This window comes from Streptomyces sp. NPDC002602 (genome assembly GCF_042889445.1).
In the GTDB taxonomy this organism is placed as follows: domain Bacteria; phylum Actinomycetota; class Actinomycetes; order Streptomycetales; family Streptomycetaceae; genus Streptomyces.
Genome location: NZ_JBIAQX010000003.1, coordinates 435,014 through 458,473, shown reverse-complemented (window position 1 = coordinate 458,473; position 23,460 = coordinate 435,014). Strand labels below are relative to the sequence as shown.

General features: G+C 72.1%; 24 protein-coding genes. 15 read left to right on the top strand and 9 right to left on the bottom strand.

What is annotated here, in order from left to right:
• Positions 1-7 precede the first annotated feature (7 nt).
• The 5 genes from ACFYW3_RS11395 (at position 8) to hutH (ending at position 6,188) form a co-directional block, all read left to right on the top strand.
• Positions 8-886, top strand: coding sequence for a biotin--[acetyl-CoA-carboxylase] ligase (locus ACFYW3_RS11395; RefSeq protein WP_351383955.1), 879 nt, complete (start codon positions 8-10; stop codon positions 884-886).
• Positions 887-1,092: 206 nt separating this feature from the next.
• The gene (locus ACFYW3_RS11390; RefSeq protein WP_351753606.1) at positions 1,093-2,259 is read left to right on the top strand and encodes an adenylate/guanylate cyclase domain-containing protein; all 1,167 of its coding nucleotides are present in this window, start codon (positions 1,093-1,095) and stop codon (positions 2,257-2,259) included.
• 25 nt (positions 2,260-2,284) lie between these two features.
• Positions 2,285-3,073, top strand: a complete 789-nt coding sequence (locus tag ACFYW3_RS11385) for an enoyl-CoA hydratase-related protein (RefSeq protein ID WP_351753609.1) — start codon at positions 2,285-2,287, stop codon at positions 3,071-3,073.
• Between the two features lie 330 nt (positions 3,074-3,403).
• Positions 3,404-4,516, top strand: a complete 1,113-nt coding sequence (locus ACFYW3_RS11380; protein ID WP_351753612.1) for a GGDEF domain-containing protein — start codon at positions 3,404-3,406, stop codon at positions 4,514-4,516.
• A gap of 130 nt (positions 4,517-4,646) precedes the next feature.
• A complete protein-coding gene (gene hutH / locus ACFYW3_RS11375) occupies positions 4,647-6,188 on the top strand; it encodes a histidine ammonia-lyase (protein WP_351753777.1) in 1,542 nt (513 codons plus the stop codon).
• Between the two features lie 161 nt (positions 6,189-6,349).
• Here hutH and ACFYW3_RS11370 read toward each other — a convergent pair whose 3' ends face one another.
• Positions 6,350-6,664 (bottom strand): LPXTG cell wall anchor domain-containing protein, encoded by a 315-nt coding sequence (locus ACFYW3_RS11370; RefSeq protein ID WP_351753614.1) that lies wholly within the window; start codon positions 6,662-6,664, stop codon positions 6,350-6,352.
• 164 nt (positions 6,665-6,828) lie between these two features.
• Between ACFYW3_RS11370 and ACFYW3_RS11365 the strand changes: the two genes are divergently transcribed.
• From ACFYW3_RS11365 to ACFYW3_RS11355, 3 genes are all read left to right on the top strand, one after another.
• Positions 6,829-7,116, top strand: a complete 288-nt coding sequence (locus ACFYW3_RS11365; RefSeq protein ID WP_351753617.1) for a hypothetical protein — start codon at positions 6,829-6,831, stop codon at positions 7,114-7,116.
• Positions 7,117-7,262: 146 nt separating this feature from the next.
• Positions 7,263-8,534 (top strand): Ig-like domain-containing protein, encoded by a 1,272-nt coding sequence (locus tag ACFYW3_RS11360; protein ID WP_351753780.1) that lies wholly within the window; start codon positions 7,263-7,265, stop codon positions 8,532-8,534.
• A 262-nt stretch (positions 8,535-8,796) separates the two neighbouring features.
• Entirely contained in the window at positions 8,797-9,750 is a 954-nt protein-coding gene (locus ACFYW3_RS11355) for a GNAT family N-acetyltransferase (protein WP_389386140.1), read from the top strand.
• 61 nt (positions 9,751-9,811) lie between these two features.
• On the opposite strand, the gene ACFYW3_RS11350 is transcribed toward ACFYW3_RS11355, so the two are convergent.
• Positions 9,812-10,690, bottom strand: coding sequence for a helix-turn-helix transcriptional regulator (locus ACFYW3_RS11350; protein WP_351383975.1), 879 nt, complete (start codon positions 10,688-10,690; stop codon positions 9,812-9,814).
• A gap of 149 nt (positions 10,691-10,839) precedes the next feature.
• Between ACFYW3_RS11350 and ACFYW3_RS11345 the strand changes: the two genes are divergently transcribed.
• Positions 10,840-11,886 carry an NAD(P)-dependent alcohol dehydrogenase gene (locus tag ACFYW3_RS11345; protein ID WP_389386139.1) on the top strand — a complete coding sequence of 349 codons (1,047 nt, stop codon included), beginning with the start codon at positions 10,840-10,842 and terminating at the stop codon, positions 11,884-11,886.
• Positions 11,887-12,017: 131 nt separating this feature from the next.
• Here the strand turns inward: ACFYW3_RS11345 and msrA are convergent, their stop codons facing one another.
• Both msrA and ACFYW3_RS11335 read right to left on the bottom strand, forming a co-directional pair.
• Entirely contained in the window at positions 12,018-12,692 is a 675-nt protein-coding gene (gene msrA, locus ACFYW3_RS11340) for a peptide-methionine (S)-S-oxide reductase MsrA (protein WP_389386138.1), read from the bottom strand.
• A gap of 153 nt (positions 12,693-12,845) precedes the next feature.
• On the bottom strand, positions 12,846-13,952 hold the full coding sequence (locus tag ACFYW3_RS11335) for a hypothetical protein (protein ID WP_351753633.1): 1,107 nt from the start codon (positions 13,950-13,952) through the stop codon (positions 12,846-12,848).
• A 109-nt stretch (positions 13,953-14,061) separates the two neighbouring features.
• On the opposite strand from ACFYW3_RS11335, the gene ACFYW3_RS11330 reads away from it, so the two are divergent.
• Positions 14,062-15,216 (top strand): cystathionine gamma-synthase, encoded by a 1,155-nt coding sequence (locus ACFYW3_RS11330; protein WP_389386137.1) that lies wholly within the window; start codon positions 14,062-14,064, stop codon positions 15,214-15,216.
• 39 nt (positions 15,217-15,255) lie between these two features.
• Here ACFYW3_RS11330 and ACFYW3_RS11325 read toward each other — a convergent pair whose 3' ends face one another.
• The 3 genes from ACFYW3_RS11325 to ACFYW3_RS11315 form a co-directional block, all read right to left on the bottom strand.
• A complete protein-coding gene (locus tag ACFYW3_RS11325) occupies positions 15,256-15,510 on the bottom strand; it encodes a hypothetical protein (protein ID WP_389386136.1) in 255 nt (84 codons plus the stop codon).
• Entirely contained in the window at positions 15,507-15,959 is a 453-nt protein-coding gene (locus ACFYW3_RS11320; RefSeq protein WP_351753636.1) for a sigma factor-like helix-turn-helix DNA-binding protein, read from the bottom strand. Before ACFYW3_RS11320 ends, ACFYW3_RS11325 begins: the two co-directional genes overlap by 4 nt.
• Before the next feature lie 104 nt (positions 15,960-16,063).
• The gene (locus ACFYW3_RS11315) at positions 16,064-16,585 is read right to left on the bottom strand and encodes a MarR family winged helix-turn-helix transcriptional regulator (RefSeq protein WP_053682171.1); all 522 of its coding nucleotides are present in this window, start codon (positions 16,583-16,585) and stop codon (positions 16,064-16,066) included.
• A 271-nt stretch (positions 16,586-16,856) separates the two neighbouring features.
• Between ACFYW3_RS11315 and ilvA the strand changes: the two genes are divergently transcribed.
• From ilvA to ACFYW3_RS11300, 3 genes are all read left to right on the top strand, one after another.
• Entirely contained in the window at positions 16,857-18,089 is a 1,233-nt protein-coding gene (ilvA, locus tag ACFYW3_RS11310) for a threonine ammonia-lyase (RefSeq protein WP_351753641.1), read from the top strand.
• Positions 18,090-18,336: 247 nt separating this feature from the next.
• The gene (locus ACFYW3_RS11305; protein WP_389386135.1) at positions 18,337-19,413 is read left to right on the top strand and encodes an ATP-binding cassette domain-containing protein; all 1,077 of its coding nucleotides are present in this window, start codon (positions 18,337-18,339) and stop codon (positions 19,411-19,413) included.
• Positions 19,410-20,222, top strand: coding sequence for an ABC transporter permease (locus ACFYW3_RS11300; protein WP_351753647.1), 813 nt, complete (start codon positions 19,410-19,412; stop codon positions 20,220-20,222). Before ACFYW3_RS11305 ends, ACFYW3_RS11300 begins: the two co-directional genes overlap by 4 nt.
• A 236-nt stretch (positions 20,223-20,458) precedes the next feature.
• On the opposite strand, the gene greA is transcribed toward ACFYW3_RS11300, so the two are convergent.
• Both greA and ACFYW3_RS11290 read right to left on the bottom strand, forming a co-directional pair.
• A complete protein-coding gene (gene greA, locus ACFYW3_RS11295; RefSeq protein ID WP_053682166.1) occupies positions 20,459-20,956 on the bottom strand; it encodes a transcription elongation factor GreA in 498 nt (165 codons plus the stop codon).
• A 348-nt stretch (positions 20,957-21,304) separates the two neighbouring features.
• On the bottom strand, positions 21,305-21,718 hold the full coding sequence (locus ACFYW3_RS11290; protein WP_351384003.1) for a DUF4307 domain-containing protein: 414 nt from the start codon (positions 21,716-21,718) through the stop codon (positions 21,305-21,307).
• 334 nt (positions 21,719-22,052) lie between these two features.
• Between ACFYW3_RS11290 and mca the strand changes: the two genes are divergently transcribed.
• Together mca and ACFYW3_RS11280 are read left to right on the top strand one after the other, a co-directional pair.
• A complete protein-coding gene (gene mca / locus ACFYW3_RS11285; RefSeq protein WP_053682164.1) occupies positions 22,053-22,934 on the top strand; it encodes a mycothiol conjugate amidase Mca in 882 nt (293 codons plus the stop codon).
• 2 nt (positions 22,935-22,936) lie between these two features.
• Positions 22,937-23,167: a hypothetical protein gene (locus ACFYW3_RS11280; RefSeq protein ID WP_351753649.1), complete on the top strand. Its 231-nt coding sequence runs from the start codon at positions 22,937-22,939 to the stop codon at positions 23,165-23,167.
• Positions 23,168-23,460: the final 293 nt, after the last annotated feature.

The following is a 23,460-nucleotide window of genomic DNA, read 5'->3' as shown; positions in this document are numbered from 1 at the left end:
GGCTTGCATGACGCCATCAGATGCATCAGCCGGAACTCCGACCGGAGGTTCCGCGGGCCGCTGGTCCAGCCTCGACCGGCCGCCGTTGAACGTCGCCGCCCTGCGCCGGGCGCTCGTCGTCGAGGACGGGCTGTGGACCTCGCTGGAGGTCGTGCCCGCCACCGGGTCCACCAACACCGATCTCGCCGCCCGGGCCGCGACGCTGCCCGAGGGGGCCGTCCTCGTCGCCGAGGAGCAGACCGCCGGGCGCGGGCGCCTCGACCGGACCTGGACGGCGCCCGCGCGGTCCGGGCTGTTCTTCTCCGTGCTGCTCAAGCCCGGGCCGGACGTACCGCAGGAGCGGTGGGGGTGGCTGACCCTGCTGGCCGGCGTGGCCACCGCGACGGGGCTGTCCCGGGCGGCGGGCGTGGACACCGCGCTCAAGTGGCCCAACGACCTGCTGGTCACCGTGGACGGCGAGGAGCGCAAGACCGGCGGGATCCTCGCCGAGCGGGTCGGCGACGGGGTCGTCGTCGGCATCGGCCTCAACGTCACCCTGGGCGAGGACGAGCTGCCGGTGGACACCGCCGGTTCCCTGGCCCTGGCCAAGGCGACCGTCACCGACCGGGACCCGCTGCTCAGGGCCGTGCTGCGGTCCCTGGAGCAGTGGTACGGGAACTGGCGCGCGGCCGGCGGCGACCCGGCGGCCAGCGGGCTCCAGGAGACGTACGCCGCCGGGTGCGCGACGCTGGGCAAGCACGTGCGCGCGGAGCTGCCCGGAGGCCGCACGCTCACCGGGACGGCCGAAGCGGTCGACGCGGACGGCCGGCTCGTCATCCGGACGGCCGACGACGCGCACGAGGCCGTGGGCGCCGGCGACGTCGTCCACCTGCGGTCGACCCATTAGGCCGGCTCCGGGTGCCCGCCCGGGCGGGCACCCGGCCGGTCCCGCGCGGCCCGCCCGGCCGGGCACGGATCACGCTCGGGTCGCGGCCGACCGACTGGGGAGTGAGCTACGGCACACCTGCCGTATGGTTTAGGCGATCCCGGTCCTCCCGGTGATCAATCGGTTCGGAAGTCGGAATTGCGCACGGAATGGACAGGAGGCGGCCCTTGACCGTCGACGACTCAACGTCCAGTGCGCCCGCGTCCGGCGCGCCCGGTTCGTCCGCCGGCGCGGGCACCCCGATCGGGCGCGACCAGCACACCCCCCACCATGAGGTCGACCACACGGCCCAGCCGACGGCCGACCCGCTCGCCATCCGCCTGGAACAGTTGATCCTGGGCGCCGAGCGCCGGTACACGCCCTTCCAGGCGGCCCGCAGCGCCGGGGTCTCGATGGAGCTGGCCTCCCGCTTCTGGCGGGCCATGGGCTTCGCGGACATCGGCCAGGCCAAGGCACTGACCGAGGCCGACGTACTGGCGCTGCGCCGACTCGCCGGTCTGGTGGAGGCCGGCCTGCTGAGCGAGCCCATGGCGGTACAGGTGGCACGGTCCACCGGCCAGACCACCGCCCGTCTGGCCGAATGGCAGATCGACTCCTTCCTGGAGGGGCTGACGGAGCCGCCGGAGCCGGGGATGACCCGTACGGAGGTCACGTACCCGCTGGTCGAGCTGCTGCTGCCGGAGCTGGAGGAGTTCCTCGTCTACGTGTGGCGCCGCCAGTTGGCGGCCGCGACCGGACGCGTGGTGCAGGTGGCCGACGACGAGGAGATGGTCGACCGGCGGCTCGCGGTGGGCTTCGCGGACCTGGTGGGCTTCACCCGTCTCACCCGGCGGCTGGAGGAGGAGGAGCTCGGCGAACTCGTCGAGGCCTTCGAGACCACGGCCGCCGACCTGGTCGCCGCGCACGGCGGCCGACTGATCAAGACCCTGGGCGACGAGGTGCTGTACTGCGCCGACGACGCGGCGACGGCGGCGGAGATCGCGCTGCGGCTGATCGAGACCATGGAAGCCGATCCGCAGATGCCCGAGCTGCGGGTCGGGATCGCCTTCGGCACGGTGACGACCCGGATGGGCGACGTCTTCGGCACCACGGTGAACCTGGCGAGCCGGCTGACGTCCATAGCCCCCAAGGACGCGGTGCTGGTGGACGGGGCGATGGCCGCGGAGCTGGGCCGGACCGGGGCCGCGCCGCTGTCGGAGAAGGAAGCCGCGTCGGAGGAGGGCGGCGGCACCTACCGCTTCGCGCTCCAGCCGATGTGGCAGCGGCCGGTGCGCGGGCTCGGGGTCGTCGAACCCTGGTCGCTGACGCGGAGGACACCTAAGATCCCCGGGTAACGTTCGTTAACCGGGAGGGTCCCCAGTGCCTGTGGAGTCGGAGTTCGTAGCGGTACGTCGGCACGGTGACGACGGGGTCGTCGAGTTGGTCCTGGACCGCCCCAAGGCCATGAACGCGGTGTCGACGGAGATGGCCCGGGCCATCGGCGCCGCGTGCGCCTCGCTGGCCGCGGACGCCTCGGTGCGGGTGGTCGTGCTGACCTCGACCGCGGAGCGGGCCTTCTGCGTCGGGGCCGACCTCAAGGAGCGGAACTCGCTGTCGGACGCCGAGCTGCTGCGGCAGCGGCCGACCACGCGCGGGGCGTACGGGGGCGTACTGGAACTGCCGATGCCGACGATCGCCGCGGTACACGGGTTCGCGCTGGGCGGCGGCTTCGAGCTGGCCCTGGCCTGCGACGTGATCGTGGCGGACGAGACGGCCGTGGTCGGCCTGCCCGAGGTGTCGGTCGGCGTGATCCCGGGCGGCGGCGGCACCCAACTGCTGCCCCGCCGGGTGGGCGCGGCCCGCGCGGCGGAACTGATCTTCACGGCGCGGCGGGTCGAGGCGGCCGAGGCGCTGGACCTGGGCCTGGTGGACTCGGTGGTCGCGGCGGGCTCGGACCGCGAGGAGGCGCTGGCGCTGGCCGGGCGGATGGCGGCGAACTCGCCGGTCGGGCTGCGCGCGGCCAAGCGGGCGCTGCGGCTGGGGCACGGCATGGACCTGACGGCCGGCCTGGAGATCGAGGACGCGGCCTGGCGGACGGTGGCCTTCTCCGGGGACCGGGCGGAGGGCGTGGCGGCGTTCAACGAGAAGCGGAAGCCGCGCTGGTCGTAGACCGGTGGCCTGGCCGGCCGGCCGGTGGGTGGGGCGGGGCCCGGGGGCCCCGCCGGCCCCTGGATGTCCGGGTGCGGGTGTGGGTGCGTGTCCGGGTGCGGTGCGGGTTTCCGTGCGGCGCCGTTGCCCCCGGGCCCCCGCGCCTCAAACGCCGGTGGGGCTGGGTTTGTGCGGTGGGGTCGGATTCGTGTGGCCTGGGTGGGATTCGTGCGGCCGGGGTGGGATGCGGGCGGCCTGGGTCGGATTCGTGTGGCGGGGGCTCCGTGGCTCGGGCGTCGGTGGGGCGAGTGGGAAGGTACGAAGTTGGACAAAACTCCCTAGTCTGGGGTGATGGGAGTTGACGGGCGGCTGAGAGCCGTCGTGGGCCTCGCGCAGGCCATGGCGGCCGCCTGCCTGCCGCGGGACAGTGTGCGGGCCGCCGCACGGGGTGCGCGGCTGGCCCTGGACGGATCGTTCGCCGCCATCTCCGCGTGGGAGCGCGAGCGGGGACGGCTGCGGGTGCTCGTCAACGAGGGGGAGCGGCGGAGCGGGGAGGAGGAGTTCCCCGAGGACGAGTCCTATCCCGTCCACGACTTCCCGGAGATCACCGAGTTCCTGCACGAGCGCTGGGCGGGCGGCGGCGGTCCGCACGCCTGGGTCGAGAGCGCGGTCGGCGACCGGCCCGGACGGCGCGGAGAGGCCCTGCGCCGTCGTGGTCGGGGCACCTGTGTCGTCGCGCCCGTCGTGCTCAGCGGGCGGGCCTGGGGAGAGCTGTACGTGGCCCGCGACGAGGGGCTGCCGGACTTCGACGAGGACGACGCCGAGTTTGCGACGGTCCTGGCCGCCGTCGTGGCGGCGGGTCTCGCGCAGAACGAGCGGCTCGAAGAGGCCCGGCGGCTGGCCTTCACCGATCCGCTCACCGGACTCGCCAACCGGCGGGCCGTGGACATGCGGCTGGACGAGGCCCTGGAGGAGCACCGGCGCTCCGGGGCGGTCGTGAGCCTGGCCGTCTGTGACCTGAACGGCCTCAAGAAGGTCAACGACACCTTCGGGCACGCCATGGGCGACCGGCTCCTGGAGCGGTTCGGGTCCGTGTTGAGCCTGTGCGGGGCCATGCTGCCGGGCGCGCTGGTGGCACGCCTCGGCGGTGACGAGTTCTGCCTGGTGAGCCTGGGGCCGTCGGCGGACGAGGTGGTGCGGGTGTCCGAGGAGCTGTGCCTCCGGGCCGCCGAGCTGGAGCTGGGCGAGGGGGTGGCCTGCGGGGTCGCCTCGACCGGGGACCCCATCGGCTTGGTGAAGTCCTCCCGGCGGCTCTTCCGGCTCGCGGACGCCGCCCAGTACAAGGCGAAGGCCGCGCGGTCGCCCCAGCCCGTGGTGGCGGGGCGGGACACGGCCGTGGTGCGGCTCGCGGACGCCGCGCAGGAGGCGGCGGGGGAGCGGCGGCGGTTCCGCGGCCGGGCCTGAGCACCCGCTCCCGGGTCGGACGGGGGCGGTGGCGGGGGCGGTGACAGGGGCCGTGACGGCGCGTGAGGGGTCCTCGTCGAACTGGCTAGTGACAGAGAAGGATTCAGTCCGTAGGGTGCTGAATATGGATATGCACACTGTCGTGGTGGGGACGTCCGGGACCACCGCCGAGGACGTCATCGCCGTCGCCCGCGGCAACGCGCGCGTCGAGCTGTCCGGCGAGGCACTCGACGCCCTGGCCCGCGCCCGCGAGATCGTCGACGCGCTCGCCGCCAAGCCCGAGCCCGTCTACGGGGTGTCCACCGGGTTCGGCGCCCTCGCCTCCCGGCACATCAGCCCCGAGCTGCGCGCGCAGCTCCAGCGCAACATCGTCCGCTCGCACGCCGCCGGCATGGGTCCGCGCGTCGAGCGGGAGGTCGTGCGCGCCCTGATGTTCCTGCGGCTGAAGACCGTCGCCTCCGGACACACCGGCGTACGCCCCTCCGTCGCCCAGACCATGGTGGACGTGCTCAACGCCGGGATCACCCCCGTCGTCCACGAGTACGGCTCCCTCGGCTGCTCCGGCGACCTCGCGCCGCTGTCCCACTGCGCGCTCGCCCTCATGGGCGAGGGCGACGCCGAGGGCCCCGACGGAACCGTGCGGCCCGCCGGCGAGCTGCTCGCCGAGGCCGGCATCGAGCCGGTCGAGCTCCGCGAGAAGGAAGGGCTCGCCCTCCTCAACGGCACCGACGGCATGCTCGGCATGCTGGTCATGGCCCTCGCGGACCTCGCCAAGCTGTACACGTCCGCCGACATCACGGCCGCGCTGACGCTGGAGGCGCTGCTCGGTTCCGAGAAGGTCCTCGCCCCCGAGCTGCACGCCATCCGCCCGCACCCCGGCCAGGGCGCCTCCGCCGCCAACATGGCCGCCGTCCTGAAGGGCTCCGGGCTCACCGGGCACTTCCAGGAGGAATCCGCCCCGCGCGTCCAGGACGCCTACTCGGTGCGCTGCGCCCCGCAGGTCGCCGGCGCGGGCCGCGACACCATGGCGCACGCCGCCCTGGTCGCCTCCCGGGAACTGGCCGCCGCGGTCGACAACCCGGTGGTGCTGCCCGACGGTCGCGTGGAGTCCAACGGCAACTTCCACGGCGCCCCCGTCGCGTACGTCCTGGACTTCCTGGCCATCGCCGCCGCCGACCTGGGCTCCATCGCCGAACGGCGCACCGACCGGCTGCTCGACAAGAACCGCTCGCACGGCCTGCCGCCGTTCCTCGCGGACGACGCCGGCGTGGACTCGGGCCTGATGATCGCCCAGTACACGCAGGCCGCCCTGGTCAGCGAGATGAAGCGGCTCGCGGTGCCCGCGTCCGCCGACTCGATCCCCTCCTCCGCCATGCAGGAGGACCACGTCTCCATGGGCTGGTCGGCGGCGCGCAAGCTCCGTACGGCCGTCGACAACCTGACCCGGATCGTCGCCATCGAGCTGTACGCGGCCACCCGGGCCATCGAGCTGCGCCACGGGCTCACCGCGGCCCCGGCGAGCCGGGCCGCCATCGCGGCCGCCCGCGCGGCGGGCGTCCAGGGCCCCGGGCCGGATCGTTTCCTCGCCCCCGACCTGGCCGCCGCCGACGCGTTCGTTCGATCGGGCGAACTCGTCGAGGCGGTCGAAACGGTGACCGGTCCGCTCGCCTGACCCGTCACGGCTCGCCCGACCGGCGACAGCACGACGAAGGGCCGCGCCCGGGGTGATCCCCCGGTGCGCGGCCCTTTCGCGTTTCGTGTCTTCGATTTTCGTGTCTTCGATCGGGCGCCACGTGGATGCGGCGCCGCCGGCCCCGGGGGGCCGCGCGGGCGCTACTCGGCGCGGGAGCGGCGTACGGAGAAGGTCACGAAACCCGCTCCGAGCCCCAGGAAGAGGGTGCCGCCCATCAGGTAGGGGGTGGTGTCGATGCTGCCGGTGTCGGCGAGGGCGAGAACGGCCTCCTGGGGCTCCGCGTGGTTCACGACCGTGTCGGAGGAGGTGATCGTGCCCGTGTTGGCGGGGGCGGGCGCCCCGGAGGATCCCGCCGCTTGTTCTGGTGCCGTGGCATTGGCCGACGGTACGAACCAGAGGGCGGCGAGGAGGGTGGTCGCTCCGAGAGCGGTGAGCAGCGGTCGACGTGCGGACACGGTGCGATCCCCCTTGTGGCAGCAGCGAATTGGCCGTGTGCGCCGATGCTAGTGAAAGGGGCGGGTCGTGGGAAAGTCGGGGCGGCCACGGGCTTACTCTCCGTCGTATGAACCCTTCTGAGACATCACGGTACGTACGACTTCGGGTGGATTTGGTTCTCGAAGTGACCGACACCACGGCACTGACCGGAGCGGCGCACGCCCACATCAAGGCCGACGAGTTCATGCCGGACGAGGAGCGCGGCCACGCGGAGGCGGCGGTGCGCGACGACGAGTCGGAGGCCCTGGCCTACCTCGTCGACCCCACTGACCTGGTCACGGGCATCCCCGGAGTGGAACTGGCCCAGGCCTCCTGGAGCAGCGAGCCCGCCGAATACGACCCCGAGTCCCTGGAGTGGGACCTGGACGAGGAAGATGGGGAGAACGACGAAGAGCCGACCGACAACGCGTGACCGTGGGGTTGCACACATCCGAACCGGATGTGGAACCGATCAGGGTCGTTTGAGCGTTGTTGATCCGTGACAGGGGGGCGTGCCCCCCTGTCCGGTAGGAATGTCGCCCGGCGGTAGTCGGGTGGGGCTCGGGGGTTCCGGCAATGATGGAGTGGCGTGTGAGGACGGACAGCATGCGGAGGAACAGGTCCCTGGTGGCCGTGTCCGCCGTGCTCGGTGGCGTATTGATGCTCTCGGCCTGCAACGGCGGGGACAGCGACCCGAAGGCGGGCGGCACGGAGACCGGCAAGTCGCAGGCGGACGTGGACGCCGCGGCGGCAAAGGACAGCTCCAAGGCCCGAATAGCCATCACGCCCAAGGACGGCGCCACCAACATCGGCCTGAACGACGCCACCAAGGTGGCCGTCAGTGACGGCACGCTCACCAAGGTCGAGCTGAAGAGCACGGAGGGCACGGTCGTCCCCGGCAAGATCGCCGGCGACGGCAAGAGCTGGAAGCCGGACGGTGCGCTCAAGCGCTCCACCAAGTACGCGCTGTCGGCGACCGCCAAGGACGAGGCCGGCAAGGAGGCGCACGAGAACACCTCCTTCACCACCGTCTCCCCGGAGAACAGCTTCGTAGGCTCGTTCATCCCGGACGACGGCCAGACCGTCGGTGTGGGCATGCCGGTCTCCATCACCTTCAACAAGCCGATCAAGGACCAGAAGGCCGTCCAGGCGGCCATCAACGTCACCTCCAGCAGCGGCCAGGAAGTCGTCGGCCACTGGTTCGGCTCGCAGCGGCTGGACTTCCGCCCGGAGGAGTACTGGAAGGCGAACTCCACCGTCACGCTGAAGCTGGCGCTGGAGGGCGTGAAGGGGGCGCCCGGCGTCCAGGGCGTCCAGAACAAGACCGTCTCCTTCAAGGTCGGTCGCAGCCAGGTCGCCAAGGTCGACGCGAAGACCAAGCAGATGACGGTCACCCGGGACGGCGCGGTCCTCAAGACCATCCCGATCTCGGCGGGGTCCCCGGACAACCCGACGTACAACGGCAAGATGGTGATCTCCGAGAAGTTCAAGGAGACCCGGATGGACGGCGCCACCGTCGGCTTCAAGGACGGCGACGGCAAGGGCGAGTACGACATCAAGGACGTCCCGCACGCGATGCGGCTGTCGACCTCGGGCACCTTCATCCACGGCAACTACTGGGGCGCCGACTCGATCTTCGGCAAGGTCAACACCAGTCACGGCTGTGTCGGTCTCAACGACGCCCAGGGCGCCAACGACCCGAACACCCCCGGCTCGTGGTTCTTCGACAACTCGCTGATCGGCGACGTGGTCGAGGTGGTCAACTCCCCGGACAAGACCATCAAGCCGGACAACGGCCTCAACGGCTGGAACATGAGCTGGGCGGAGTGGAAGGCGGGCGCGGCCTCCTGACGCCGTGTACGACCCGAACTGACGTCGGGTACGACCTGAACTGACGTCGGGTACGACCTGAACTGACGCCGGGTACGAACTGAACTGACGCGCGGACACCACGGACGGCGGGAAACCCACACGGGTTTCCCGCCGTCCTTCGTCTGTCGCCGCCCGCCGTCGCGTGTCGTCGCGGGCCCCTTCTCATCCGACTCCTGCCCGCGGGCGACGGTGACGGAAAACCCCTGAGCACCCGGCGCGCGCCCCGGCTAGGGTCCCGATCATGACGATCCGACCCATTGCCCCACCCCCGTCCGACACCGAGGTGGACTCCTGGCTCGCGGTCCTGACCGCCGCCACGACCACCGACCTGCCGGGGCTGCCGGCGCCCTCCCGCGTGGAGGTGGCCGGCCGGCTCCGGGTGCCGCCGGCCCGGGGCCGGAACGCGTTCTGGACGACGGACGACGGGGCGGGCGTCGCGGGCCTGCTCCTGTTCACCGACGAGGGCAACACGCACACCGCGTTCCTGGACGCGCTGACGGTGCGTCCCGAGGCCCGCCGGCGGGGCGTGGGCACCGCCCTGTGGGAGCGGGTCCGGGCCGAACTCCTCGCGCGCGACCGCACCTCCGTCTCCGCGCTCGTCGACCTCGAAGGACCGGGCCGGGCGTTCGCCGAGTCCCTCGGCTTCGAGAGCGTGCTGCGGATGGCCTGGTACGTCCAGGACGTGGCGAGCCCCGCCGCGATACCCGCCACCCCCGGCTACGAGCTGCTGTGCTGGCCCGGGGTCGTCCCCGACGCGTGGGCGCCGGCGGTGGCCGTGGCCCACGGCGCGATGGAGGACGCGCCCAGCGGGGACATGGACGAGCAGACGATGAAGTGGACGGCCGAGCGGGTCCAGGCCGCACAGCGGCTGGTCCTCGAGCGGGGCGGCGACCTGACCACGGTCGCGGCGGTGACCCCCGCCGGGGAGGTGGCCGCGTACACGGTCCTCGTCCGAACGGACCCGGCGGGGCCGCGCGCCCTCCAGTACGACACGGTGGTCGTCTCCGCCCACCGGGGCCACGGCCTCGGCCGCGCCGTCAAGCTCCGCATGCTCGCGGAAGTGGCCGCGCGCCACCCGGACCTGCGGCAGATCGGCACGACCGTCGCGGACGAGAACGGTTCCATGCGGGCGGTCAACGAGTCCCTGGGCTACCGGTGGGAACGCGGCGTGGGAATCTTCCAGCGCACACTGTGACCCGGGGCGCGGCGCGGACCGTGACCCGCGGCGGGGGCTCGCGGGTCCGGCCGGACGTGCCTCAGTTCTGCGACGGGGCGTCCACGGGGGAGTGGGTCGGCGCCGACCAGGACGACAGCAGGCGCAGGGCGTCCGCCGACGGGGAACCCGGGGTGGCGTGGAAGGTGACCAGAGACTGTTCCGGATCGTCCCGCAGGGTCAGCGTCTCGAAGTGCAGGTCCATCTCGCCCACCACCGGATGCCGCAGCCGCTTCACACCGTGCGTCTTGTCCGCGACCGTGTGCGCCGCCCACAACCGCCGGAACTCCTCGTTCTTCACCGACAGCTCCCCGACCAGCGCCGACAACTGCTCGTCCTCCGGGTGCTGGCCCGCGTACATCCGCAGGTTGCTGACCACCTCGCAGGCCCGGCACTCCCAGTCCGCGTACAGCTCCGCCGTCGCCCCGTCCAGGAACACCAGCCGCACCAGGTTCCGCTCACCGACCGGCAGCGCCCCGAAGTCCCCGAAGACCGCCACGGCCAGCCGGTTCCAGCCGATGACGTCCTGCCGCCGCCCCACCAGGTAGGCCGGTACGCCCTCCATCGCGTCCAGCAGCGTCCGCAGCTCCGGCCGTACCTGCTGGGGCCGCCGGGACTGGCGCCGCTTGAGGGTGCGCGGGCTCGCCAGATGGGTCAGGTGCGCCGACTCCGTGTCGTCCAGCCGCAGGGCCCGCGCGATCGCGTCCAGCACCTCCGCCGACACGTTCTGTCCGTGTCCCTGCTCCAGTCGCGTGTAGTACGCCACCGACACCCCGGCCAACTGCGCCAGCTCCTCCCGGCGCAGGCCGGGCACCCGGCGGTGGCGGCCGTAGTCCGGCAGCCCCACGTCCCCGGGGCGCAGCCGGGCCCGCCGGCTGCGCAGGAACTCGCCCAGTTCGGCTCGCTGATCAAGCTGGTCCATACAGCCAGTATGTCCGGGTCGCGAACCGTGTGCCTGACCCCGCCAGTGGTAGGTCCACGGGACGTAGGCACAGCAGGGGACTGGGTGACACGAGGGAATGGGGGCATCGTGGAGATACCGCTGGAAATCCCCGTCCGAGGAGCTTCACCATGTCCGTCACCCAGGTCGCCGCCTACGCCGCCCCCGCCGCGAAGGCCCCGCTGGAGCGCACGACGATCCCGCGCCGCCCGGTCGGCGAACACGACGTCCTCATCGACATCAAGTTCGCCGGCATCTGCCACTCCGACATCCACCAGGCCACCGACGGCTGGGGCGAGGGCATCTTCCCCATGGTCCCCGGCCACGAGATAGCCGGCGTGGTCACCGAGGTCGGCTCCGGCGTCACGAAGTTCGCGGTCGGCGACCGGGTCGGCGTCGGCTGTTTCGTCGACTCCTGCCGCGAGTGCGAGCAGTGCCTGGCCGGCTTCGAGCAGTACTGCCTCAAGGGCATGACCGGCACGTACAACGCGATCGACAAGAATGGCGAGCCCACCTACGGCGGCTACTCCACCCACATCGTCGTCGACGAGAACTACACCGTCCGCATCCCCGAGGGCATCGACCTCGACGTCGCCGCCCCGCTGCTGTGCGCCGGCATCACCCTGTACTCCCCGCTCAAGCACTGGAACGCGGGCCCCGGCAAGAAGGTCGCCATCGTCGGCCTCGGCGGCCTCGGCCACATGGGTGTCAAGATCGCCTCGGCGCTCGGCGCGGACGTCACCGTCCTGTCGCAGAGCCTGCGCAAGAAGGACGACGGCCTGCGGCTGGGTGCCTCGGAGTACCACGCCACCAGCGACGAGACCACCTTCGAGAAGCTGGCCGGCACCTTCGACCTGATCGTCTCCACCGTCTCCGCGCCGCTTCCCCTCGACACGTACCTGCGGCTGCTCAAGGTCGACGGCGCGTTCGTGAACGTCGGCGCCCCGGAGGACCCGGTCTCGCTGAACCTGTTCTCCGTCATCGCCGGCCGCAAGACCCTCGCCGGCTCCTCCATCGGCGGGATCGCCGAAACCCAGGAGATGCTGGACTTCTGCGCCGAGCACGGCCTGGGCGCCGAGATCGAACTGATCGGCGCCGACCGGATCAACGAGGCCTACGACCGGGTCCAGGCGAGCGACGTCCGCTACCGCTTCGTCATCGACACCGCGACCATCTGACCCGACCCCTCCGAGCGATTCGACCGCTCGGCGCCATCCGACCCCTCCGACCGCTCGGCGCCATCCCGCCGCCCCGTGTCATCCGGCCGCCGCGGGTGCGGCGGCCGGCCGGGGCCCGCGTGCGGGACGGCTCAGGCGCCGGTCGTCGGGGCCTGGGCCACGCCGATCGGGCAGCTGACGCCCGTGCCGCCGATGCCGCAGTAGCCACCGGGGTTCTTGTCCAGGTACTGCTGGTGATAGGCCTCGGCCGGCCAGAACGGGCGCTCGGACGCCGGGAGGACGGCGGTGGTGATGTCGCCGTGGCCCGCGGCCGTCAGGACTCGCTGGTAGGCCTCGCGGGAGGACTCGGCCTCCGCCTGGTGGGCGGGGGAGTGGGTGTAGATCGCCGAGCGGTACTGGGTGCCGACGTCATTGCCCTGGCGGAAGCCCTGCGTGGGGTCGTGGGACTCCCAGAACAGCTTCAGCAGCGTCGCGTACGAGACGAGCGCCGGGTCGAAGACCACCCGCACGACCTCGGTGTGGCCGGTCTGCCCCGAGCAGGCCTCCTCGTACGTCGGGTTCTCCGTGAACCCGCCCTGGTAGCCGACCAGCGTGGTCCACACCCCGGGGGTCTGCCAGAACTTGCGCTCCGCGCCCCAGAAACAGCCCAGGCCGAAGTCCGCCACCGCCAGGTGCGCGGGGTAGGGCCCCGCCAACGGGTTGCCGAGCACGGTGTGCGCGGACGGCAGCGAGAAGAGCGGTTCCGAGCGGCCCCGCAGGGCCTCTTCGCGGGTCGGGAGCTCGGGCGTGCGGCGGTACGAGAACATGGGTCGCCTCCTTGGTAGTGGGAACAACGGACGGGGGCGGTCCGGGATTCCCGCACCGGGATTCCCGCACCGGGATTCCCGCACCGGGATTCCCGTACCGGGATTCCCGCACCGGACGTACCGGATTCCCGAACCGCGCGTCGCCGCCCCGCGTCAGTGCGGCAGCGTCGCCGGCGAGCCGCCGTTGGCCTCGTAGCCGGCCACCGCCAGCGCCCGGTACACCGCGTACGCCGCCGCCGGGTCCGGCGAGGCCGACCAGGGCAGCGCGCCGACGTACCCGTCCACGTGCCGCACCTGCTCCATCGCCTCCGCCCAGCGCTCCATGCTCACCAGGAACATCAGCAGCAGGTGCCGTACGTGGGCGAGCATCGGGTCGTCCGCGCGGGCCGTGCGGACCGCGTACATCGCGCCCTCCACGGCCCGGGTGACGACCGCGCTCTGCCAGAACGTCGACACGAAGTTCACCTCGGGCAGGTGCTCGTACACCGCGAACAGCGGCAGGGCCGCCAGCAGCGAACCCTGCGGCGCGCGGGCCGCCGCCGCGTGTGTGAACGCGTCGGCCTTCTCCCGCGAGCCGTGCCACTTCTCGCACCAGTAGTTCAGGGCCGCCAGGTGCGCGCCCATGTGCTGCGGGGCCCGGTCGATGACCTTCGCCCACAGCGCGTCGTACTCCGCCTCGGAGTAGCCCAGCGCCCGGCCGATCGCCAGCTCCGTGATGTACGGGACCGGGTCCCCCGGCGCGAGCAGGGCCGCCCGCCGGCAGGCCTCCAGGGCCTCCTCCAGGATGATCCGGTGGTCCTCGGAACCGACGCCGCCCGAGTGCCGCCAGGCCTGCTGCACCAGCAGCTCGGCGTGCACCTGCGCGCCGCCCGCGTCCTTCGGCGCCTCCAGCCGCCACGCCTTCAGCCACTGCGCGCCCTCCCCGGGCCGGCGCACCAGGTCCAGCGCCGCCGCACCGCCGAAGGCCTGGACGCGCTGCCAGCGCTGCTCGCCCTCCGTCGGCGTCCCGGCCAGCAGTTGCGAGGCGGCCTGCCACTGGCCGGTGCGCTCGACGTTGTCGAGGGCGTCCATCAGGTCCTGGTCGGGCCCGGGAACGCGGATGTCCAGCTCCTCTTCCCGGTCGAACCCGTAGTTCGCGGGGTCGGCGGCGTCCGGGCTGCCGGGCGCGACCAGCCGGGCACCGCCCCGCCGGCGCCGGATGTAGGGGGCGGCGATGGCCACGAGCAGGCCCATCGCGAAGAGGAACCACAGAATCTCCATGCCTCCAAGCGAACCAGACGCACCCGGGCCAAGGCCAATGCCTCACTGGCCAGGCCCGATGGTCGGGGCACGAGAGGAACCACCGCCGGACGGGGCATAGCATCTGCCCATGAGCGACAGCCACGAGCACCAGAGCTTCGAGACCCGCGCGATCCACGCGGGCAATACGGCGGACCCGCGGACCGGCGCGGTCGTGCCCCCGATCTACCAGGTGTCCACGTACAAGCAGGACGGCGTCGGCGGACTGCGCGAGGGCTACGAGTACAGCCGCAGCGGCAACCCGACGCGCACCGCCCTGGAGGAGAACCTCGCGGCGCTGGAGGGCGGCCGACGCGGTCTCGCCTTCGCGTCCGGGCTCGCCGCCGAGGACTGCCTGCTGCGCACGCTGCTCTCCCCGGGCGACCACGTGGTCATCCCGAACGACGCCTACGGCGGCACGTTCCGCCTCTTCGCGAAGGTCGTCTCCCGCTGGGGCGTGGAGTGGTCGGTGGCCGACACCTCCGACGCGGACTCCGTGCGGGCGGCCCTGACGCCGAAGACCAAGCTGATCTGGGTCGAAACCCCCTCCAACCCGCTGCTCGGCATCACGGACATCGCCGTTGTCGCCGACATCGCGCGGTCCGCCGGCGCCAAGCTGGTCGTGGACAACACCTTCGCGTCCCCGTACCTCCAGCAGCCCCTGGCGCTCGGCGCCGACGTGGTCGTGCACTCGCTGACCAAGTACATGGGCGGTCACTCCGACGTCGTCGGCGGCGCCCTCGTCACGGCGGACGAGGCGCTCGGCGAGGAGCTGGCCTACCACCAGAACGCCATGGGCGCGGTGGCCGGACCCTTCGACTCGTGGGTCGTGCTGCGCGGCATCAAGACCCTCGCCGTCCGCATGGACCGGCACGCGGAGAACGCGGCCAAGATCGTCGAGGTGCTGGCCCGTCACCCGAAGGTCACCAAGGTCCTCTACCCGGGCCTGCCCGAGCACCCGGGCCACGAGGTCGCCGCCAAGCAGATGCGCAACTTCGGCGGCATGATCTCCTTCCAGGTCGCCGGTGGCGAGGAGGAGGCCGTCGCGGTCTGCGGCCGTACGAAGATCTTCACCCTGGCCGAGTCCCTCGGCGGCGTCGAGTCCCTCATCGAGCACCCGGGCCGGATGACCCACGCCTCGGTGGCCGGCTCGGCCCTGGAGGTCCCGGCGGACCTGATCCGCCTCTCGGTCGGCATCGAGAACGCCGACGACCTCATCGCGGACCTCACCCGCGCGCTGGGCTGAGCCGCCGGCCTCCGGCCGGATGCCGCCGCCGGGCGGTCGTCACCAGCCCTCCAGGGGCGGGGAGACATCGCTCGGCGGCGTCGCCCACGGTCGGGTCAGCGCCGCCCACACCGTGAACGCGAGCGCCGCCGCGCACAGCACCGTCCAACCGAACCGGCGCAGGGCCCGACGGCGGCGCAGGAGCCGGTCCCCGCGGGCCGCGGCTGCCGCCGCCAGCCCGACCGGCACCGTCGGGTGGGGACCCTCCATCAGTTCCCGCACCCGGGCCGCCTTGCGGTCGGGGAAGGTGCTCACGCCGCCTCCCGACCGGGGGCGGGCGCGGCGTCCCGCAGGGCCGCGACGGCCCGGTTGCACAGGGCGTGCACGCGCTCGGCGGGCAGCCCGAGCTGCGCCGCGGTGACCTCCTCCGCGACGCCCTCGTACACCCGCAGCACCAGGACGAGCCGTTCCAGCGGGACCAGCCGCGCGAGCGGCCCCGTACCGGAGGGCCGGCGGCGGGCGGTACGGGCGTACGCGGCGCACAGTTCCTGCCGCGTGTGGTCGTACGGGTCGTCGCCGCGCAGCCTGCGCCAGTCCGCGTAGGTACGGGCCAGCGCGCCCGCGAGGAGCCGGCGCGCGAGGGCAGGGTCGTCCTCGGGTTCGGCGGTCAGCAGGATCGCGACGTGCAGGAGCCGGCCCGCCGCACCCGCGACGAAGGCCTCGAACTCGGCGTAGGGCCTTGCCCGGTGGTCCACAACCCCCATGGCTCACATAGTGCGGTCGTGGGCACCGTCTCGGTCAAGGGGTCGGACACGGCCGAATCCGTACGGTGTGGCGGGCGGGCCCGGGGCCCGGACGGCGGCGGGGTTCAGGAAGCGGGGCCCGCGTCCGCGACGGAGGCCATCAGCTCCGACAGCGACAGGTTGAAACGCGTCAGCAGTCCGGTGAAGGACTCGCGCTCCTCCTCCGTCCAGCCGTCGGTCACCCGCGCCATCAGCTCGCGCCGCGAGGAACGGACCTCCTCCAGCCGTGCCAGCCCGCGCGGGGACAGCGCGAGCACCACGGCCCGGCCGTCCTCGGGGTGCGAGGTCCGCTTGACCAGGCCGCCGTCGACGAGCGGGGCCACCTGGCGGGTGACGGTCGACGAGTCGATGCCCATGCCGCCGGCGAGCGCCTTGACGCCCATCGGTCCTTCCAGGTCGAGTCGGTTCAGCAGCAGGTAGGCGGCTCGGTCCATCGAGTTGCGGGCCTGACCGACTCCGCCGAGGCGGGTCTGCTCCGCCCGGCGGGCGAAGACCGCCACCTGGTGCTGGAGCGCGTCGAGGAGACCGGCCTGGGCGGGCGTTTCGGCCACCGTGGGCAGGTCGGAACTGGCCGGGATGGAGGGCATGGCCGTGGGCTCTCTTCGCGTGGGTCCGACAAGGATGGGGGACAGAGTACGCGGCCGTGCGGCGGCTCGTACGCCTCGTACGAGAACTGATACGACCATCGCCGGACGGAGCGTGGGCGCCGTCGCGATTGGCGTGATCCCGCCCCCGCGTCCCGATCCCCGGTCGGATGGTTTCCCACCCTGGCGGCGGGTCCCCCTTTCCCGGGCCGGCCCCCGTCTCACGGGTTCGACGTCCTGAGCCCCGATTCGTGCGGGCTGCGAGACTGGCCACATGAACTACCGCGTGCCCACGCCCGTCCCCCAGGTCATCCTCGACGACGTCCGGGGGGCCCAGAAGATGCTGTCGGGCGTCTCGCGGGTGACCGCGATGGAAGGCAGCCGGCACCTCTCCGCGCTGACCGGATCTCCGGTCCACTTCAAGTGCGAGAACCTCCAGCGGACGGGTTCCTTCAAGCTGCGCGGGGCGTACGTGCGCATCGCGGGCCTGCGCCCCGAGCAGCGCGCCGCCGGCGTGGTCGCGGCCAGTGCCGGCAACCACGCGCAGGGCGTCGCGCTGGCCTCCTCGCTCCTGGGCGTCCGTTCCACGGTGTTCATGCCCGTCGGGGCGCCGCTGCCGAAGGTGGCGGCGACCCGGGAGTACGGCGCCGAGGTGATCATGCACGGGCAGGTGGTCGACGAGACCCTCGCCGCCGCCCAGGAACACGCCGACCGCACCGGGGCGGTGTTCATCCACCCCTTCGACCACCGCGACATCATCGCGGGCCAGGGCACGGTCGGTCTGGAGATCCTGGAGCAGTGCCCGGAGGTGCGCACGATCCTCGTCGGCATCGGCGGGGGCGGGCTCGCCGCCGGCGTCGCCGTCGCGGTGAAGGCGCTGCGGCCCGACGTGAAGGTCATCGGCGTGCAGGCGGCGGGCGCCGCCGCGTACCCGCCCTCGCTCAAGGTCGGGTATCCGGTGTCGATCGACAACCCGAACACGATGGCGGACGGCATCAAGGTCGGCCGACCCGGCGACGTTCCCTTCAAGATCATCGGTGAACTCCTCGACGACGTCCGCACGGTGTCGGAGGACGCGCTCTCCAGCGCCCTGCTGCTCTGCCTGGAGCGGGCCAAGCTCGTGGTCGAGCCGGCGGGCTGCAGTCCGGTCGCCGCGCTGCTGAGCGAGCCCGAACTGTACGGCGGCGGCCCGGTGGTGGCGATCCTGTCCGGCGGGAACGTCGATCCGCTGCTCCTCCAGCGGATCCTGCGGCACGGCATGGCGGCGGCCGGCCGCTACCTCTCGTTGCGGCTGCGCGTGAGCGACCGGCCCGGGGCGCTGGCCGGTCTGCTCGGGGTGTTGTCCACGGTGGACGCGAACGTGTTGGACGTCAGTCACGTCCGGACCGACCCGCGGCTGGGACTCACCGAGGTGGAGGTGGAACTGCACCTGGAGACCAAGGGTCCCGAGCACTGCGCCCAGGTCGCGCGGTCGTTGCACGCCGCGGGGTACCCGGTCATGAGCTGAGGTCGGGGGCGCCGCGGTGGGGGGCTTCGAGGCGGGGGGCTTCGAGGCGGGGGCCCGCGGGACCTCGCACATCCGAACGGATCGCCTCATCCCGTGGCGGTACGCGATATGACGCGATACGGTACCGGCTCGGCTGGTGCGCGCCCGTGGAGCCGGGCGGTTCGAGTCGTCGCGAAGCCGGGCGGGACGCGCGTCCCGCCCATAGGATTTGTCTGGGAAACACCCGATTCACTCTGGGGGAATCCTCATGCCAGGCGCCATCTACGCCGAAGGTCTGGTGAAGACCTTCGGTGACGTACGGGCTCTGGACGGCGTGGACCTCGATGTTCCCGAAGGAACCGTCCTGGGTCTCCTCGGCCCGAACGGTGCGGGCAAGACCACGGCCGTGCGCGTCCTGACCACCCTCCTGCGACCCGACAGCGGCAGGGCCCTCGTCGCCGGGATCGACGTGCTCGAGAACCCCGACCAGGTCCGTCGCTCCATCGGCCTCTCCGGCCAGTTCGCGGCGGTGGACGAGTACCTCACCGGCCGCGAGAACCTCCGCATGGTCGGCCGGCTCTACCAGATGAACTCCAGGGCGGCGAAGGCCCGGGCGGCCGAACTGCTGGAGCGTTTCAACCTCGCCGAGGCCGCCGACCGGACGGCCAAGACCTACTCCGGCGGCATGCGCAGGCGCCTCGACCTCGCGGCCGCGCTCGTCGTCAGCCCGCCCGTGATGTTCATGGACGAGCCGACCACCGGACTCGACCCCCGCAACCGGCAGCAACTGTGGGGCATCATCCAGGAACTCGTGGCGGGGGGCACCACCCTGCTGCTCACCACCCAGTACCTGGAGGAGGCCGACCGCCTCGCCCACGACATCTGCGTCGTCGACCGGGGCCGGGTCATCGCGCGCGGCACCTCCGACCAGCTCAAGGCCCGTACCGGCGGCGAGCGGGTGGAGGTCGTCGTCCACGAACGGGACCACCTCGCCACGGCGCGCGCGGTGCTCGCCGGCTTCGGCAAGGGCGAGGCCACCGTCGAGGAACACACCCGCAAGCTCACCGTTCCGGTGTCCGGCGGGGCCAAGCTGCTCGCCGAGATCATCCGCGAACTCGACGGCCGGGGCATCGAGATCGACGACATCGGACTGCGCCGGCCCACCCTCGACGACGTGTTCATCTCGTTGACCGGCCACGCGGCGGAACGGGACGAGGGGAACGGCGCCCCGGCCGTCACCGAGGACGGGGTCGAGGACGGTGCCGAGAGTCGCGGTGCCGAGGGTGGCGGTGCCGAGAGTGGTGGTGCCGAGGGCGGCACGGCGCGGAAGGAGCAGGTGAAGTGAGCAGCACGACCGACTCCCTGGTCATCGCCCATCGCAACCTCCTGCGGATGAGCAGGATTCCCGAGATGATCCTGTTCGGGCTCATCCAGCCGGTGATGTTCGTGGTCCTCTTCACGTACGTCTTCGGCGGGTCCATCAACGTTCCGGGTGCGCCCGCGGGCAGCGCCAGCGCCTACAAGGAATTCCTGATGGCCGGCATCTTCGCCCAGACCGTCACCTTCGCCACGGCGGGCGCGGGCGCCGGCATCGCCGACGACATGCACAAGGGGCTCATCGACCGGTTCCGCTCGTTGCCGATGGCGCGCGGCGCCGTGCTCACGGGGCGCACCCTCGCCGACCTCGTGCAGACGGCGGTGACGCTGACCGTGCTGGCGGGCGTGGCCTTGATCGTCGGCTGGCGTACGCACGAGAACATCGGCAAGGTGCTGGGAGGGTTCGCCCTGCTCCTGCTGCTCGGCTACGCGTTCACCTGGATCGGCGCCCTCATCGGCCTGACCGTGCGGACGCCGGAGGCGGCGACCTCGGGCGGTCTGATCTGGCTGTTCCCGCTGACCTTCATCTCGATCGCCTTCGTCCCGGTCGACGGCATGCCGAGGTTCCTCCAGTACGTCGCCGAGTGGAACCCCTTCAGCGCCACGGTGGCGGCGGGCCGCGAGCTGTTCGGCAACACGATCGACGGGGTTCCGCAGTCGGTGACCGGCGCCTGGCCGATGCAGCATCCGGTGTGGGCCTCGATCATCTGGTCAGTGGTGATCATCGCCGTGTTCCGCACGCTGGCGGTCCGCAAGTACCGCCGAGTGGACTCCTGACCCGCCCCCTGAAGGCGCGGACGGAAGTGGCGGACGGAAGTGGGGGACGGAAGTGCGGGACGGAAGTGGGGGGCGGAAGTGCGAGGCCCGCATCCTGTTCGCCCGTACCGGCCGGATCGCGTTCGGAGTCCGGGAAGCCCGCCGATGACAACCGGACGTCGGGGCGGGAAGAGCCGGACACGCGAGAGCCCCCGCCCGGATCCGATCCGGGCGGGGGCTCTCGCGTGCGGGGGTGCTCAGCCGGTGAAGGGCTTGACGTCAAGGATCTTGACGGCCGCCGTCTTGCCGTTGGGCAGCTCGTACGAGGCGTCCTCGCCGATCTTCTTGCCCATCACTCCGGTGCCCAGCGGGGACTGCGGGGAGTAGGTCTCGAAGTCCGAGGACGCGTACTCGCGCGAGGCCAGCAGGAACTCCATGGTGTCGTCCTCGTCGCCGTCGAAGGCGATCTTGACGAGGGTGCCGGGGGCCACCACGCCGTCGGAGGCGGGGGCGGTGCCGACCTTGGCGTTCTCCAGGAGCTGGGTCAGCTGGCGGACCCGGAGCTCCTGCTTGCCCTGCTCCTCCTTGGCCGCGTGGTAACCGCCGTTCTCACGCAGGTCGCCCTCTTCACGGGCAGCTGCGATCTTCGTCGCGATCTCCGTGCGTGCGGGACCAGAGAGGTAGTCCAGCTCTGCCTTCAGCTGGTCGTACGCCGCCTGGGTCAGCCAGGTGACGCTCTCGCTCGTCTGGGTCACGGGTGCTCCTCGTCGGTACAGGGGACTTCAAAGCCGCCAGCGGCGGACGAAACCACGAGCCTAACAATTCGGGAAGAAAAGGGGGAGGACACCCTGTGTATGAAGTGTGTCATCGCGCGTCGCCGGACCGGGCGGCATCGCAGGTCACACGCCTGGTGCGGGGTGCGAGGGCAATCTTCCCGGGCGTGGCGCGCTACCGATCCGTAATGGGCGCCACCGGTCGGGAACGGTCAGTAGCGATCGGTCGCGGGGGCCGTGCACCCCCGGGGGTACCCGACCCGGGCAGGATCCGAGAGAGCGGGATCCGAGAGGGCAAGATCCGAGAGGGCGGGATCCGGAAGGGACGGCCTACGAGGCGGCGCCGGCGGCCTGGCAGCCGACCAGCTCGACCGTCGTCGCGCGCCCGGTGGTCTTCAGCGAGACGACCTCGTCCACGCGCGCGTCCCGCTGCCCGAAGGTGAAGTCGGCGCGACCCACCTCGCCGTGCCCCTCGTCCTGGGAGCTGAGGGTGCAGACCCCGGTCACCCCGGCGTCCTTGCGGACCTCCAGGTGCACCTTGACCTCGCTGTCCGACACGATCTGGAACTTGATCACCTCGGCGCTCACGGTCTGCCCGCCGACGTAGTCCCAGCCGATCCAGCCGACCACGCCCAGCAGCCCGACCCCGAGCACGGACCCGACGATCTTGAGCTTCCGGTCCGCGCGCTCGTCCGCCGACCGGCCGTAGCGACCCTCGGGCAGTCCTTCGCGCACCGTGCTCATCGATCGTTCCTTTCGCGAGGGCCGGGAAGCCGCGCTCCTCCGGTCCGGTCACCGTAACCGGAGGATGTCACGCCCCCGCCCCGGGGCGGAATCAGGGGGCCGTCGGTGCGGGCGGTGAAAGCGGAATCCGAGGGCCCGGGAAAACCGGCGAAGGGCGGCCCGGGCACGCATTACCTTGGTCGGACCGCATGTACACGGGCACCGCGTGCGGGCCTCGTCCCCGGGACGAGTGTGCCGGGAATCTCCCTCGTCTCCGTTTGTTGAGGGGAGGAGTGATTATGGAAGGCGCCCACCGGCCCTCCCTTTTGCCAGACGAGTACCAGAGGATCCTGTCTTGACCGAGCAGCTTCGACTGATGGCCGTCCACGCCCACCCCGACGACGAGTCGAGCAAGGGCGCGGCCACCATGGCCAAGTACGTGTCCGAAGGGGTGCCCGTGCTGGTGGTGACCTGCACCGGCGGTGAGCGCGGCTCCGTCCTGAACCCCAAGCTCCAGGGGGACAAGTACATCGAGGAGCACATCCACGAGGTCCGCGCCAAGGAGATGGACGAGGCCCGCGAGATCCTCGGCATCGAGCAGGAGTGGCTCGGCTACGTCGACTCCGGGCTGCCCGAGGGCGACCCGCTGCCGCCGCTGCCCGAGGGCTGCTTCGCACTCGCCGACGTCGACGAGGCCGCCGGCCGCCTGGTGAAGAAGATCCGCGCCTTCCGGCCGCAGGTCGTCACCACGTACGACGAGAACGGCGGGTACCCGCACCCCGACCACATCATGACCCACCAGATCTCCATGGTGGCCTTCGAGGGCGCGGCGGACACCGAGAAGTACCCGGAGGCCGAGTTCGGCCCGGCCTACCAGCCGCAGAAGCTCTACTACAACCAGGGCTTCAACAAGCCGCGCACCGTCGCCCTGCACGAGGCGCTGCTCTCCCGCGGCCTGGAGTCCCCCTACGGGGAGTGGCTGGAGCGCTGGAAGGAGTTCGAGCGCACCGAGCGCACGCTGACCACGCACGTTCCCTGCGCGGACTTCTTCGAGATCCGTGACAAGGCGCTGATCGCGCACGCCACGCAGATCGACCCGGACGGCGGCTGGTTCCGCGTTCCGATGGAGATCCAGAAGGAGGTCTGGCCGACCGAGGAGTACGAGCTGGCGAAGTCGCTGGTGGACACTTCCCTCCCCGAGTCCGACCTCTTCGCGGGCATCCGGGAGAATGCGTAGTCATGAGCGCTACGCAGGAAGCAATCGTCCAGCTCCTCCCGCTGGCCGGCGACACCTTCGACAAGAACAAGGTGACCCCGGGAATCCTCGGTTTCATCGTGTTCGCGGCCCTCGCCCTCGGGGTGTGGGGCCTGATGAAGTCGATGAGCAGGCACATGGGTCGGGTGGACTTCAAGGAAGCCCCCGAGCCGTCCGCCAAGGGCGCGACGACGGACGGCACGCGGGCCCCGTAGGTCCCTGCCCCGCGGGCCCCTGAGCCCGCGGGGCCCACGCGGGCGTCGCACGCCCGCGCGACGACCGCCGCCCCACCCGTCGACCGGTGGGGCGGCGGCACGCACGCGTGCGGACACGATCACGGCAGGCACCGGGGCTCCGGCCCCTCCCGCCCGGGACCGTCAGGAGACCGGCGGCACCGGCACCCCATGACCTCCCGGGACCGTCAGGAGACCGGCGGCACCGGCACCCCATGACCTCCCGGGACCGTCAGGAGACCGGCGGCACCGGCACCCCATGACCTCCCGGGACG